This window comes from Micromonospora sp. NPDC049201 (assembly GCF_055586805.1).
Genome location: NZ_JBVJHM010000007.1, coordinates 93,022 through 107,206, shown reverse-complemented (window position 1 = coordinate 107,206; position 14,185 = coordinate 93,022). Strand labels below are relative to the sequence as shown.

At 72.5% G+C, this 14,185-nt stretch carries 11 protein-coding genes and 1 pseudogene; 5 read left to right on the top strand and 7 right to left on the bottom strand.

The window, feature by feature from the left end; translation table 11 throughout:
- Nucleotides 1-59 precede the first annotated feature (59 nt).
- The 5 genes from ACZ6O5_RS16565 to ACZ6O5_RS16545 form a co-directional block, all read right to left on the bottom strand.
- Nucleotides 60-1,697 carry a glycosyltransferase family 4 protein gene (locus tag ACZ6O5_RS16565; RefSeq protein WP_465978022.1) on the bottom strand — a complete coding sequence of 546 codons (1,638 nt, stop codon included), beginning with the start codon at nt 1,695-1,697 and terminating at the stop codon, nt 60-62.
- Nucleotides 1,698-1,744: 47 nt separating this feature from the next.
- Nucleotides 1,745-3,427: a glycosyltransferase family protein gene (locus ACZ6O5_RS16560; protein ID WP_465978020.1), complete on the bottom strand. Its 1,683-nt coding sequence runs from the start codon at nt 3,425-3,427 to the stop codon at nt 1,745-1,747.
- Nucleotides 3,424-4,452, bottom strand: a complete 1,029-nt coding sequence (locus ACZ6O5_RS16555) for a Gfo/Idh/MocA family protein (protein ID WP_465978018.1) — start codon at nt 4,450-4,452, stop codon at nt 3,424-3,426. Before ACZ6O5_RS16555 ends, ACZ6O5_RS16560 begins: the two co-directional genes overlap by 4 nt.
- A complete protein-coding gene (locus tag ACZ6O5_RS16550) occupies nt 4,449-5,558 on the bottom strand; it encodes a DegT/DnrJ/EryC1/StrS family aminotransferase (protein ID WP_107156659.1) in 1,110 nt (369 codons plus the stop codon). Before ACZ6O5_RS16550 ends, ACZ6O5_RS16555 begins: the two co-directional genes overlap by 4 nt.
- A 131-nt stretch (nt 5,559-5,689) precedes the next feature.
- Nucleotides 5,690-6,322, bottom strand: coding sequence for a TetR/AcrR family transcriptional regulator (locus tag ACZ6O5_RS16545; protein ID WP_431934920.1), 633 nt, complete (start codon nt 6,320-6,322; stop codon nt 5,690-5,692).
- Nucleotides 6,323-6,477: 155 nt separating this feature from the next.
- Here ACZ6O5_RS16545 and ACZ6O5_RS16540 point away from each other — a divergent pair, with 155 nt between their 5' ends.
- The 4 genes from ACZ6O5_RS16540 to ACZ6O5_RS16525 all read left to right on the top strand — a co-directional run bounded on the left by ACZ6O5_RS16540 (nt 6,478) and on the right by ACZ6O5_RS16525 (nt 11,465).
- A complete protein-coding gene (locus tag ACZ6O5_RS16540; protein WP_465978478.1) occupies nt 6,478-7,380 on the top strand; it encodes an ABC transporter permease in 903 nt (300 codons plus the stop codon).
- The gene (locus tag ACZ6O5_RS16535; RefSeq protein ID WP_343442376.1) at nt 7,373-8,173 is read left to right on the top strand and encodes an ABC transporter ATP-binding protein; all 801 of its coding nucleotides are present in this window, start codon (nt 7,373-7,375) and stop codon (nt 8,171-8,173) included. The genes ACZ6O5_RS16540 and ACZ6O5_RS16535 overlap by 8 nt, the downstream gene beginning before the upstream one ends.
- 102 nt (nt 8,174-8,275) lie before the next feature.
- The gene (locus ACZ6O5_RS16530) at nt 8,276-9,775 is read left to right on the top strand and encodes a D-ribitol-5-phosphate cytidylyltransferase (RefSeq protein ID WP_465978016.1); all 1,500 of its coding nucleotides are present in this window, start codon (nt 8,276-8,278) and stop codon (nt 9,773-9,775) included.
- 16 nt (nt 9,776-9,791) lie between these two features.
- Complete coding sequence (locus ACZ6O5_RS16525; RefSeq protein ID WP_465978014.1) at nt 9,792-11,465, top strand: CDP-glycerol glycerophosphotransferase family protein; 1,674 nt, start codon at nt 9,792-9,794, stop codon at nt 11,463-11,465.
- Here ACZ6O5_RS16525 and ACZ6O5_RS16520 read toward each other — a convergent pair.
- On the bottom strand, nt 11,462-12,256 hold the full coding sequence (locus ACZ6O5_RS16520) for an alpha/beta hydrolase (protein WP_465978012.1): 795 nt from the start codon (nt 12,254-12,256) through the stop codon (nt 11,462-11,464). The genes ACZ6O5_RS16525 and ACZ6O5_RS16520 overlap by 4 nt on opposite strands.
- 459 nt (nt 12,257-12,715) lie before the next feature.
- Between ACZ6O5_RS16520 and ACZ6O5_RS16515 the strand changes: the two are divergent.
- A pseudogene (locus ACZ6O5_RS16515) lies at nt 12,716-13,268 on the top strand (hypothetical protein).
- A 55-nt stretch (nt 13,269-13,323) separates the two neighbouring features.
- Here ACZ6O5_RS16515 and ACZ6O5_RS16510 read toward each other — a convergent pair.
- On the bottom strand, nt 13,324-14,184 hold the full coding sequence (locus ACZ6O5_RS16510; RefSeq protein WP_465978010.1) for a C39 family peptidase: 861 nt from the start codon (nt 14,182-14,184) through the stop codon (nt 13,324-13,326).
- Between the last annotated feature and the right edge of the window lies 1 nt (nt 14,185).

The following is a 14,185-nucleotide window of genomic DNA, read 5'->3' as shown; positions in this document are numbered from 1 at the left end:
GGCTCAGACGCGGAGAGCCCGGCCGGATCGGCCGGGCTCTCCTTCGTGTACGCCGGGGTTCAGCGCGCCGGCACGGAGGCCCGCTGCTGCGGCACCGGCTCGGGGACGGTCTCCGCCGGCCCGGCCACCTTCGGGGCCTTCGGCAGCAGCCGGGTGTAGACGTCGTCCATCACCCGGGCCTGCGCCTCCCAGGTCCACTGCTCCAGCACGCCCGGCCGGTCGTACGCGGCCCGGTACTTCTCCGGGTCGGCCAGCACGGCGCGCACCGCCCGCAGGTAGTCGTCGAGGTCCTCGGCTCGGTAGACCTCACCGTGCCCGGTGTCCCGGGTCGCCTCCGCCATCGTCCGCACGTCACTCACCACCATCGGCAGCCCGCCGTGCGCGTACTCGAAGAACTTGGTGATCAGCGCGATCTCGTGGTTGGGCTTGTGGTGGATCGGGATGACCCCGAGGTCGGCCGGGGAGACGAACGCGGGCACCTGCCAGTGCGGCACGTACGGCAGCAGATGCACCCGGTCGGCCACGCCCAGTTCGGCGGCGAGGTCTTCCAGCTCGTACATGATCGGGGCCTTGCCGTTCGGGTGCACGGACACCAGCGCGACGTGCGCGTCGGGCAATGCGGTGAGCCCTCGGATCATGATGTCCACGCCCCGTGACGGGTTGATGCCGCCGCAGTAGACCAGCAGCGGCGTGGCCGCGTCGATGCCGCACATCGCGCGGATGTCGGGCACCGGCGTGGCCCGCTGCTCCGCGGTGAGCGCGCGGGGCGGGGCGTTCAACACCACGGCCGGCTGCTCAGGGAGGTCGTGGCTCTCGCGGAGCAGGTCCGCCAGGGTCGACGAGACGGTCATGACCGCGTCGGCGTAGCGGGCGTGTTCCCGCACGTAGGCGATCTGGGCGGGCAGCCAGCGCAGGTTGGTGGGCCGGCCGATGATGCCGGGAACGAACTCGTGTGCGTCCCACACCAGCTTGACGTCCCGACCGCTGGCGCGGGCCCGCATGACAGCCCGGGCACCGACCCCCAGCATGCGGAAGTCGTGCGCGTGGATGAGGTCCGGTCGCAGCTCGTCCACCACCGGGGCGAAGGCCAGTTCGAAGTCCCACAGCTCCGGGTCGAGCCGGCGCCAGGCACGGTCGCCGTGCACGCCCTGCCAGAATCGCAGCGCCGCCCGGTCGAACCGGGAGTTCGGGTCCTGCTGCCGTTCCTGGAGCCGCCGCAGTTCCGCCGAGCGCAGCCGGGCCCACCGGAACATGGCCTTGTTGACGACGTACGGTGCCGCCAGCCGGGCCTTGCCGGCCAGCTCGGCCCAGCGCGGCCCGCCGCCCGCCCGGTTGACCTTGATCTCGGAGAGCCGGAAGTTGAGGTCGTCCCGGCGGGCCTTGAGTGTGTTCAGACGCCGCTTCGCCTCGGGCCCCGGCTTGTACGCCAGCGGCCGGCGCAGCAGCGCCCGACGGTAGGCGACCGGGTGCGTCAGCCGCCGGGACACCCGGATGAGGCGTACCTGCGCGTCGCCGATGCGCCAGGTCTCCTCGGTGGCGGCGCCCTTGAGGATGCCCACCAGGATCACCTCCCACCCGGCCTCGGCGGCCGACCGGGCGGCCTTCTGCACCCGGGAGTCGCCGTGGACCCCGTTGTCGACCAGCATCACCACCCGTCCCCGGGTCGGTCGGGCATCGGTGTTCGAGCCAGCTTGCATCGGGTGCTTCTCCTCGTTGACGGGGGCGGGCACGGGTGGGGGCCGGGTTAACGGAGGAAGGCGTCGAAGACCTCGGCGGTCCGTCGCCCGTCGTGGTGGTCTCGGACGTAACGCGTGCCCTCGGCGGCGAGAGCGATCGCGGCGGGCCGGTCGTCGAGCAGCGACTCGATGGCCTCGACCAGGGTGTCGGGTGTGGCGTTGGCGATCGGCGGGCGGACGCCCGCCACCCGGTGCGGGCCCTCGCTGACGTACGCCACGACGACTTTGCCGGCGGCCATCCCCTCGCAGGAGAGGGTGCCGTAGCTGCCCATCACGAGCTGGTCGACCACGATGTCGCAGTCCTGCACCTGGCGGCGCATCTCGTGGTACGGCAGCCCCTCCACCAGGCGGAGTTCGACCACACGCCGGTCGTGCAGCTCCCGCAACCGGGGTAGGAGCCGGTCGGTGCCCTTGGTCCACCGGTTCGACGGCGCGTGCAGCACCACCGGCCGGGCGCGCTCCAGCACCGGGCGGTCGCAGGCCCAACCGTCCACGTCGACGATCAGCGGCGCCCAGGTGGCGAACGGCACGTCGTCCAGCAGGTCGGGGGTGGTCACGAAGAACGGCAGGCCGCTCTCCTCGGCGGTGCGCCGGTTCCGCTCGGCGACCGTGGTGAGCCGCTCGCGCAGTTCGGGGTCGGCGTCCCGGAACGCCGACTCGGCGTGCCGTTCCAGGTGCGCGCCGGGGTGACGGATCTCGCTGCCGTGCGCCAGCAACGCGACCTTGAGCCGGGCCCGGCGCAGCGCGGGCAGGTCGGCGGCGATGTCGTCGCCGTTGGCCCGGCCGAGCACCGGACGGAACGCGTCCACGATCAGGTGGGTGTACCAGCCGAGCACCCGGCGGGCCTGTTCCGTCTGCACGTCGAGCCGGTGTTCGCCCGGGTAGTTGAGGTAACGGTCGGCCGGGTAGCGGTAGGTCTCCGGCGGCTTGGCCATCACCAGCTCGACGCCGACGTCCGTCCGGGCGGTGGTGAGCGCCACCGCCAGGGCGGAGAGCTGCCCGGCGTAGTTGGCGGTGCCCAGCCCCAACCGGACCGGGCCGGCGCCGAGCGCCCGCCAGGGGCCCGGGGTGCCGGCCTCGATCGGCGCGACGGCGGGCCCGTCCGGTGTGGGTGGCCCGTCGCCGCTCTGCCCGGCCCGCTGCACCGCCTTCACGAAGGAGGGCAGCGAGCCGGGCGCGAAGAGTTCGCCGGTCCCGTGTCGGGCAGCCAGGTGCTCGCGGACCACCCGGCTGTCCGCCGCGACGACCCGCAGCCCGGCGGCGAGGTAGGTGTCGAGCAGCGCCAGGCCGGCGTCCGGGTCGAAGCCGAACACCGCCACGTCCGCCGAGGCGAGGAACGCGGCGGTCACCGCGGGTGGGCGTGGCACCTGGTGGATCCGGCGACGGGCCTTGCCGGCGCGGTCGACCAGGGCCTGGGCCGCCGTCCGCTCCGCCTCGTCGCAGACCAACGCGAGGTGGAACTCGGGCAACCGGTCGAGCGTACGGACCACCCCGTCCAGCGCCCGGTCCGCCGTGATCCCGCCGGCGTGCACCAGGAGCGGCGTGCCGGCGGGCAGCTCACACAGCTCGCGTACCGACGGGGTCTGGAAGGGCCGCGTGCCGGCGGCGGCCCGGCGGAGCGCGATGCGCCACCGCCGGGGGATCCGCCGCCGTACCGCCGAGACCGTCCGCCGCACCGGCGCGGGGCTCATCGCAGCGCCGGCTCCGCGTCGCTGCCGCTCGACACGACCGACACGACCTTGCCGTCGGACGCGGACTCCAGCAGCGCCGCCGCCACCTGCACGGTACGCAGACCCTGCCGCAGCGTGACGATGTCGCTCTGCTTGCCCTCGACCGCGTCGCGGAAGCGCTCGTGCTCGACCAGCAGCGGTTCCCGCTTCGGGATGGCGTAGCGGACCATGTCGCCCTCGGCCACGCCGCGGAACGCGCGCAGCGCCTCCCACTCGGTGTCGATGGCGGCGTTGGCGTAGAAGGTGAGGTCCGCGGTGAGCGTGTCGGCGACGAAGCAGCCCTTGTCGCCGGTGACCACGGTGGACCGCTCCTTGAGCGGGCTCAGCCAGTTGACCAGGTGGTTGACCATGGTGCCGTCGGCGAGCGTGCCGACCACGGCGACCATATCCTCGTGCAGCCGGCCGCTGCGGGAGACCGTGCGGGCGGCGACCGAGGCGTATTCCTGGCCGGTCACCCAGGCGGTCAGGTCGATGTCGTGGGTGGCCAGGTCCATCACCACGCCGACGTCGGCGATGCGGTGCGGGAACGGGCCCTGCCGGCGGGTGACCACCTGGAAGACCTCGCCCAGCTCACCGGCCTCCAGCCGGGTACGCAGGCTCTGCAACGCCGGGTTGTAGCGCTCGATGTGGCCGACGCCGGCGACCAGGCCGGCCGCCTCGAACGCGTCGACCAGCTTGGTGGCCGCCTCGACGGACTGCGCGAGCGGCTTCTCGATCAGCGCGCAGACGCCGTTGGCGGCCAGCTCCAGGCCGATCGACTCGTGCAGCGCGGTCGGGCAGGCGACCACCGCGTAGTCGACGCCCAGCGCCAGCAGGTCGCTCAGCTCGGCCACCACCGGCGCGCGCAGCGTGCCGGTGGTGTCACCGGCCGGGTCGACGATGCCGACCAGCTCGACGCCGTCCAGGTTGGACAACACCCGGGCGTGGTTGCGGCCCATGGCGCCGAGGCCGATCAGCCCGGCGCGCAGCTTGCGTCCCCCGCTCATCGGGCACCGCCCGCGACGTTCGCCGCGTCGGCGATCCGCTCCAGCTCGGCCTGGCTCAGCGACGGGTGCACCGGCAGCGAGACCACTTCGGCGGCGGCCCGCTCGGTCTCCGGCAGCTCCCACGGGCCGGGCTGGCCGTCGGCGTTCAGGTAGGGCTTGAGCCGGTGGATCGGGGTCGGGTAGTAGACCGCGTTGCCGATGCCCAGCTCCGTGAGGCGGGCCTGGGCGGCGTCGCGGTCGCCGGTCACCCGCACCGTGTACTGGTGGTAGACGTGCTTCGCGCCGTCGGCGACCGGCGGGGTGACCATGCCGGTGATCGCGGAGTCGAGGAACTTGGCGTTCGCGCGACGCTGCTCGGTCCACCCGGCGAGCTGGCCGAGCTGCACCCGGCCGATGGCGGCGGCCACGTCGGTCATCCGCATGTTGGCGCCGACGATCTCGTTGGCGTACCGCTGCTCCATGCCCTGGTTGCGCAGCAGCCGCAGCGTGCGGGCGAGCCCGGCGTCGGCGGTGGTGATCATGCCGCCCTCGAGGGAGTGCATGTTCTTGGTCGGGTAGAAGCTGAAGCAGCCGGCGGTGCCGAACGCGCCGACCGGGGTGCCGTTCAGCTCGGCGCCGTGCGCCTGGGCGGCGTCCTCGACGACGGCCAGACCGTGCTGCTGCGCGATCGCCATGATCCGGTCCATCGCGGCGGGGTGGCCGTAGAGGTGCACCGGCATGATGGCGACCGTCTTCGGGGTGATCGCGGCGGCGACCGCCTCCGGGTCGACGCAGAAGCTGCCCGGCTCGATGTCCACGAAGACCGGCTCGGCGCCGACCAGCCGGACCGCGTTGCCGCTGGCGGCGAACGAGAACGAGGGCACGATGATCTCGTCGCCCGGGCCGAAGCCGAGCGCCATCAGGGTGAGCTGGAGCGCGGACGTGCCGGAGTTGACGGCGACGCAGTGCCGGCCGGCGACCAGGTCGCCGAACTCCTCCTCGAACGCGGCGACCTCGGGGCCCTGCACCACCCGGCCGCTCCGCAGCACCCGGACAGCCGCCTCGATCTCGGCCTCGCCGATGATCGGTCGTGCTGGGGGAATGAACTCTGGATGCGGCCCGGCCATGGGGGCTTCCTCCTGTCGACGCGTGACTGTGGGGGACGTTCGGGGGGATGGTAACGGTCTGGACGGAAAACGCTGCGTTCGCGCTCAGTGTCCGATCGGATGTTCCGCGCTGTTCATGATCGACGGGTGACTCATACTTCCACCTCGTCGCGGGCAGGCCCCAAGCATGCTACCCGCAGCGCCGCGACGATCGCGGCGGCCATCCGGGGCACCTCGGCCGCCTCCAGCGGGGCCCGGGAGATGGCCATCCGCCAGTAGACCGGCCCGACGATCAGGTCGACCGCGGCCCGCCGGTCGGTGTCCGGGGACAGCTCGCCGCGCTCCACCGCCCGACCGATCAGGATCCGGCCGACGGCCTGCTGGTAGTCGTCCAGCGCGGCCTGCAACTTCTCGGCGATCTGGGGGTTGCGCGCCGCCTCGGCCAGCAGGTCCGGGATGATCTGCGCGGCCAGCCGGTGACGCAACGCACGCGCCATCACGTGCAGCAGGATCTCCAGGTCGCCCAGGAGGCTCCCGGTGTCCAGCAGCGGGATGTTCCGCCCGGCCACCGCGGAGACCATGTCCAGCACCAGGTCGAGCTTGGAACGCCAACGTCGGTAGATCGCGGTCTTGCTCACGCCGGCCCGGCGGGCCACCGCCTCGATCGAGAGGCGACCATAGCCGACCTGGGCCAACTCCTGCATCACGGCGGTGCGGATGGCGCTGGTGATCTCGCCGCGCAGCACCGCCGCGCCGGCCGGGGCACGCCTCTTCTCGGTCGTCACGTGGGACAATGTAGCGCAACGACGGTACGGTTGCGTCCCGACGTTCGGTGGACTACCTTCCATCCAGCAGCGAGGCGGCTCCTCCCCGCCCGGCCACGCTGGATGTCTTCACCGCACTGCTCCCCATCGGCACGAAAAGATCGGAGCGCCTGACCATGGCCAACACCGCGGTGGCCGACCCCGAATCCGGACTGACCCGGGCCCAACTGGCCGGGCGGTACGGACTGCGGGTCGCCGGCGAACGACCGCCCCTGGGCGAGTACGCCCGCCGGCTCTGGGCGTACCGGCACTTCATGACCGCGTACTCGCGGGCGAAGGTCGCGTCCTCGCTGAGCAACACCCAGCTCGGCCAGCTCTGGCAGGTGCTGACCCCGCTGACCAACGCGGCGGTCTACTTCCTGATCTTCGGGCTGATCCTGGCCCAGCACCGGAACGTGAACAACTTCATCGCGTACCTGTGCACCGGTGTGTTCATCTTCATCTTCACCCAGACCGCGGCCACGAACGGCACCAGCGCCATCACCGGCAACCTGGGGCTGATCCGGGCGTTGCAGTTCCCGCGCGCCGCGCTGCCGATCACGGTCACCCTGGTGCAGCTCCAGCAGCTCCTCATGTCGATGGTGGTGCTGGCCGCGATCGTGCTGCTGACCGGCGAGCCGGTCACGTTCCGCTGGCTGCTGCTGCCCCCGATGCTGCTGCTCCAGACGATCTTCAACGTCGGGCTGAGCATGGTGATGGCCCGCCTCGGCTCCAAGGTCGCCGACCTCAAGCAGATCATGCCGTTCGTGATGCGCACCTGGCTGTACGCCTCCGGCGTGCTCTACCCGGTGGCGCTGCTGCGCGAGCACCTGCCGTCCTGGGCGGCCAGCATCCTGGAGTGGAACCCGCCGCTTGTCTTCATCGAGCTGGCCCGCTACGCGCTGCTCGACTCGCACCAGCCCAACATGGTGAGCTCCCCGCCGAGGCTCTGGGCGCTCGGCGTGTTCTGGGCGGTCGTGATGGGCGTCGGCGGGTTCGTCTACTTCTGGCGCGGAGAGAAGGAGTACGGCCGTGGCTGAGCAGACGCTGCCGGTGAACGCCGGCACCGTGACCGACTCGGGCCGCGTCCCCACCGTGGTGGTGGACGACGTGCACGTGATCTACCGGATCCACAAGGGCGCGGCCGGCGGCACCACCCCGGTCTCCGCGCTCAAGCGGATCGTCTCCCGCACCAAGGCGCCGAACATCCGCGAGGTGCACGCCGTCAAGGGGGTGAGCTTCACCGCGTACGAGGGTGAGGCCATCGGCCTGATCGGCAGCAACGGCTCCGGCAAGTCGACCCTGCTGCGGGCCATCGCCGGCCTGCTCCCGCCGGCCCGGGGCGCGGTCTACACGCAGGGCCAGCCGTCCCTGCTCGGCGTGAACGCCGCGCTGCTCAACGACCTCTCCGGCGAGCGGAACGTGGTGCTCGGCTGCCTCGCCATGGGCATGCACCCGGACGAGGTCAAGCGCATCGCCCCGGAGATCATCGAGTTCTCCGGGATCAACGAGCGCGGCGACTTCGCCTCGCTGCCGATGCGCACCTACTCCTCCGGCATGGGCGCCCGGCTGCGCTTCGCCATCTCGTCGGCGAAGAAGCACGACGTGCTGCTCATCGACGAGGCGCTGGCCACCGGCGACCGCAAGTTCCGGGTCCGCAGCGAACAGCGGGTCCGCGAGCTGCGCGACAGCGCCGGCACCGTGTTCCTGGTCAGCCACTCGATCGGCTCGATCCGGGACACCTGCGAGCGGACCATCTGGCTGGAGAGCGGCGTCCTGCGGATGGACGGCCCCACCCAGGAGGTCTGCGACGCCTACGAGAACCAGAAGTAACCCGCCGGAGCGCACCGACCCGGGATCCGTCCGGGCGGTGCGCTCCGCCGTTCGCGTTAAGGTTTCCGGACCCATCCCCTTCACCCAGAGTGAGGTACGGCAATGACGCAGGACCACACCACCGCACCGGACGCCGCGCCGGCGAGCCCGGCACCCTGGCGCCCCACGCGTACGGTGGCCGTGATCCTCGCCGGGGGCACCGGGACCCGCCTCGGTCTGGGCATCCCGAAGCAGCTCCTGAAGATCGCCGGCAAGCCGATCATCGAGCACACGCTTGCCGTCTTCGAGGCCGCGCCGGAGATCGACGAGATCATCGTGCTGATGGCCACCGGGCACGTGCCGGACGCCGAACGGATCGTCGCCGGCGCCGGCTTCCGCAAGGTCACCAAGGTGATCGAGGGCGGCGAGACGCGCAACGACACCACCCGGATCGCGCTCGACGCGGTCGGCGAGGGCGACGTCAACATCCTCTTCCACGACGCGGTCCGCCCGCTGGTCAGCGCGCGGATCGTGCGCGAGTGCGTGAACGCGCTCTGGAGCTACTCGGCCGTCGACGTGGCCATCCCGTCCGCCGACACGATCGTCCAGGTCGACGCGGACGACTGCATCACCGACATCCCGGTCCGGTCCCGGCTGCGCCGCGGCCAGACCCCGCAGGCGTTCCGCTCCGGCACCATCCGGGAGGCGTACCGGCGGGCCGAGGGCGACCCCGACTTCGCCGCCACCGACGACTGCGGTGTGGTGCTGCGCTACCTGCCCGGCACGCCGATCAAGGTGATCGACGGCTCGGACGAGAACATCAAGGTCACCCACCCGGTCGACGTGCACCTGGCCGACAAGCTGTTCCAGCTCGCCGCCGCCCAGGCGCCCCGGCTCAGCCACCGCGGCTACGCCGAGGAGCTGACCGGCCGGACCATCGTGGTCTTCGGCGGCAGCTACGGCATCGGGCACGACCTCACCGAGCTGGCCCGCGGCTACGGCGCCCAGGTCTTCCCGTTCAGCCGGTCCAGCACCGGCACGCACGTGGAGCGCGCCGAGGACGTGGCCGCCGCGCTGAAGACCGCGTTCGAGGCGACCGGCCGGATCGACCACGTGGTGGTCACCGCCGGCATCCTGGAGAAGGGCGCGCTCGCCGAGATGGACGACGAGACGATGGACCGGCTCCTGCACGTCAACTTCGTCGGCCCGGTCACCATCGCCCGCCAGTCGCTGCCGTACCTCCAGCAGACCAAGGGGCAGTTGCTGCTCTACACGTCCAGCTCCTACACCCGGGGCCGGGCCCGGTACGCGCTCTACTCGGCCACCAAGGCCGCGCTGGTCAACCTCACCCAGGCGCTCGCCGACGAGTGGGCGGAGTTCGGCGTACGGGTCAACTGCGTCAACCCGGAACGCACCGCCACCCCGATGCGGACCAAGGCGTTCGGCGAGGAGCCGGAGCACACGCTGCTCGCCTCCGAGGCGGTCGCCCGGGCCTCCCTGGACGTGCTGATCTCCGAACTGACCGGTCAGGTGGTCGACGTCCGCCGGGCACCCGGCGAGCCGGTGGCCGACGTGCCGGCGCAGCCCGGCGCGCACCGGTCCGAACTGTCCACCCGCGCCTGATCCGAGGGACGTGCAGATGCGTGGTGACCTGGTCCGGAAGCTGCTCGCCCGGGTACTGACCAGCGGGCTGGCGGTGCTGGCGTTCCTCGTCGTGGCGCTCACCGGCGCCACCGGCGCCGGCCTGGCGCTGGCGGTCGCCGCGCTGGCCGCCGCCGCCTGGGAGCGCCGGGTCCGGCCCAGCGCCGACGGGCTCGTCGAGACGGTGCTGGTGGCCGCCGGGATCCTGGTCGGCTACGCCCGCCGCGCCGACGACGGGTTCGATCCGGCGCTGGCCGCCACCGCGCTGGTCCTGCTCGGCCTGGTGCTGCTGGTCGGCCCGCTGCGGCAGGCCGGCGCGCTGGAGATCCGGGCGGCGAACCTGCCGGTCCGTTCCTGGACGCCGCTGGTCGCCGCCCGGCTCGGCGACGCCCTGCTGGTGCTGCTCGCCCTGGTGGCGCTCGCCGCCGCGTGGCCGCTGCCGGCCTGGCTGCCGCTGGCCGCCGCGCTGCTGGTCGGCGCCGGTTGTGCCGCGATCGCGTTCGACCTCGCCCGGCGCCGGTTCCGGCCGCCGGCCGGGGGCGGTCCGGTCGGCCGGGCGTTGCGTCGGCAGCAGCCGGAGTTCGTGCTGCACTTCTCCGCCCCGCCCGGGTCGGAGTACCAGGTCACCATGTGGCTGCCCTACCTGGAGCGGATCGGCCGGCCGTTCCTGGTGGTGGTGCGCGAGCCGGAGTTCCTGTCCACCGTGGCCGCCGCCACCCGCGCGCCGGTGGTCCTCTGCCCCACCCTGAAGGCGCTCGACGAGGCGCTGGTGCCCAGCCTGCGGGCGGCGTTCTACGTCAACCACGGCGCGAAGAACGCCCACGTGATCCGGTTCCACCAGCTCACCCACGTGCAGTTGCACCACGGCGACAGCGACAAGGCGCCCAGCGCCAACCCGGTGTCGGCGATCTTCGACAAGATCTTCGTGGCCGGCCAGGCCGCGATCGACAGGTACGCCCGAGCCGGCGTGGAGATCCCCGCCGAGAAGTTCGTCGTGGTCGGCCGCCCCCAGGTCGAGGCCATCGAGGTACGCGGGGAGCCGAGGCCGGCGTCGGCGCACCCGACCGTCCTCTACACCCCCACCTGGACCGGGCACCACGCCGACGCCAACTACTGTTCGCTGCCGGTGGCCGAGACGCTGATCCGGCGACTGATCGACCGCGGCGCGGCGGTGATCCTGCGCGCCCACCCGTACACCGACCGGAACCCGGCCTCGGCGCGACAGCTCGCCCGGCTCACCGAACTGCTCGCCGCCGACAAAGCGAAGACCGGCCGGCCGCACCTGTGGGGCGCGGCGGCGGCCCGGGAGCTGACGCTCACCGAGTGCGTCAACCGCGCCGACGCGCTGGTCTCCGACGTCTCCGGGGTCATCTCCGACTGGCTCTACTCCGGCAAGCCGTACGCGGTCACCGACACCGGCGCCGACGGCGCGCACTTCGTCGAGCGGTTCCCGCTCGCGACCGCCGGCTACGTGCTGCGCCGCGACATGTCCAACGTGGACGACGTGCTCACCGCGCTGCTCGACACCGACCCGAAGGCCCCCGAGCGCTGGACGGCCCGGACCCGCTACCTGGGCGACTTCCCCGCCGACGGCTACGCCGAGGCGTTCCTCTCCGCCGCCCGCCGCGAGCTGGAACCGGACTGGGCCGTCCCGGCGCCGCGTCCGGCCTAGAGATAGGGGTCGAGCAGGGCGAGCACCGCAGCCGGGTCCTCGACGTGGGCGTGGTGGCCCAACCCGGGCAGGGTGGCCACCGGCACGCCGAACGCCGTGAGCTGCGCGTCCGTCACCATCGGATCCGTCTCGCCGCGCGCCAGCAGCACCGGCGCGTCGGCGGCGGCCAGCAGGGCGGGCACGTCGGGCTCACCCACCGCGAACGCGGCCGGATCCATGGCCAGCCGCCACCGTCCACCGCCCCGCTCGTCGCCGGGGTGGCTCCGGTGCCCGTGGCCGTCCTCCCGCCGCAGCCCCGCGTCGACCACCGGGTGGTCGGGGGCGAACAGGCCGGCGAGCCCGGAGACCCGCAGGTAGCGGCGGGCCGCCTCGTCACGGGTGGCGAACCAGGTCACCGGCCGGGCCGCCAACTCGTCCGCCTTGGCCAGCTCGGCCGGTGACCAGACCACCTTGATGCCCAGCCCGACCACCGCGTCGACCGGCAGGCCCCACTGCCGGGCGGCGAGCGACAGCGCCACCACGCCACCGAGCGAGTGCCCGAGCAGCACCAGCCGGTCGTGCGGGCCGAGCCGGAGCGCGTCGAGCCCGTCCGCCACGCGCCGCGCCAGGGCCGCGAACGAGTACCCGGCCTCCGACAACGGCGGTGACCAGCCGTGGCCGGCCAGGTCGGGGGCGAGCCAACGCCCCTGCCAGCGACGCTCCAGCAGCGGCGCCCAGGGCAACCACACCTCGCCGGTGGCGCCCATGCCGTGCAGGAGCACCAGGTGGCGGGTCGCCGTCGCATCGCCCATATGCCGCAGTCTGCCACCGCACGGACACCCCGCGCGAGACCACGCACGGCCGGCACCGCCCGGGCGAATGGAACGCGGTGATTGCCCTCGGACACCGGAGACACCACCGCGTCGTTCACGTGGTGGGACGGCGAGTGGAACGCGGTGGATGTGTGGGCGTGCGTGAGACATCCCTGGCGTGTCAGTGCCTCACTGGGTGGCTTGTCCGGTTCGGTGGTGGTGGGCGGCACCCTGACGGTGGAATGGGTCGGGGGGTCGCGGCGTTGTATCCCGGTGCACGGCCGAGGAAGGCAAGCGCCCCCGCGCCGCCCCGCCCGGGAATGACGGTGGACCCCCGGTCGTTACACACAGTTCCGGCCGCCGCGTCGAGGCCCCCGCCCCGCGAGCAGCCAAGACTTTCTTGTGCGCCTGACGGTGCCCGCACCCCCGGTGCGTTGACCCCCGAATGGAGCCCTCGCCATGAACACGATGCTGCGTAAGAGTGTGCTGGGTATTGCTGGTCTGGCTTTCACCGGTGGTGTTTGCCGGTCCGATCGCCGGTCACGTCGAGTCCGCGCACGCCGCCACCGCCAGCAAGCCGATCGCGGTCGCGAGTGTGCAGGGTGAGCAGTCCACGATCAGCCTCAACGACGAGCAGACGGCCAACGTCAAGGCGATCATCGCGGCGACGAAGAAGGCCGGGCTGCCGGAGCGGGCGGCGGTGGTCTCGATCGCGACGGCGTTGCAGGAGTCGAAGCTGGAGAACCTGGGCCACCTCGGCGACCGTAACGACCACGACTCGCTGGGTCTGTTCCAGCAGCGTCCGTCCTCGGGTTGGGGCACGCCGGAGCAGATCACCGACCCCGAGTACTCGACACTTGCGTTCCTGAAGGGGCTGAAGCAGGTCGACGGCTGGCAGGACATGCCGGTGACCAAGGCCGCCCAGACGGTGCAGGTGTCGGCCTACCCGGACGCGTACGCCCAGTGGGAGAAGCAGGCCACCGACCTGGTCAACAAGCACTGGAACAGCTAAGACGCCACGAAGGCCGGCACCCCGGACAGGGGTGCCGGCCTTCGACGCGTACTGCTCAGGCGGAGTAGCCGCGCGTGGCCATCCAGTTCGCCAGGTCGATGGTGCTGATCCAGTACGCCGGCAGCGACGGGTCGGCCGAGTCGGCGATCCGTACGGTCCGGCCGTCGTTCTGGTAGCCGACCACGGCGATGTAGTGGCCGCCCGGGAACGAGTGCCAGCCGCCGTTGGTGTCGGTGGTGTCCCCGACGACGTTCGAGACCACCGCCCGGCCGTTGCGGACCGCGTTGACCACGTCGGCCTGGAGCCGGTCGATCTGCGCCTTGGTGGCCGTGCCGGGGATCATACGGGTCCGGTACGGGTCGCCCTTGACCTGCTGATTGAGCACCCGGGTGGTGTCCTCGGCCGAGTTGGTGCCCATCTCGGTGGTACCGAGCGCGACGGCGAGCGTGTCCTGGCTGCGCTCGATGCCGGTGGCACTGAGCGCGTTCCGCACCGCGGCCGGGCCGCAGTAGTAGTAGGTGGTCTGCGCCTGGTAGTCGTAGTCGAGCACCTTGCTCGACGGCGGCTTCGGCGTGGCCTTGCGGGTGGTGTCCGGGTCGGCGACCTTCGCCGACGGCGAGGCCGTGAGCGAGGCGCTGGGCGAGCGGCGCGGCGACGCGCTCGGCGAGGCGCTGGGCGACGCGCTCGGCGACGGGACGGCGATGCGCGCCTCGCTGCGGCTGGCGGTGTCGCCGAGGCGGGAGCCGAGTTCCGCCACCGCGGCGGTGTTCTCCTGCCGGGTCGGCGCGTCGTCGGTGGCGGTCAGCGCGGCGCCGGTGCCGCCGGCCAGCACGAGGGCCGCCGCCGAACCGGCGATGATCTGGTACGGACGCTCGGTCGCGAGGCGACGCAGGTGGCGCTTCAGGTGGTACTTCACG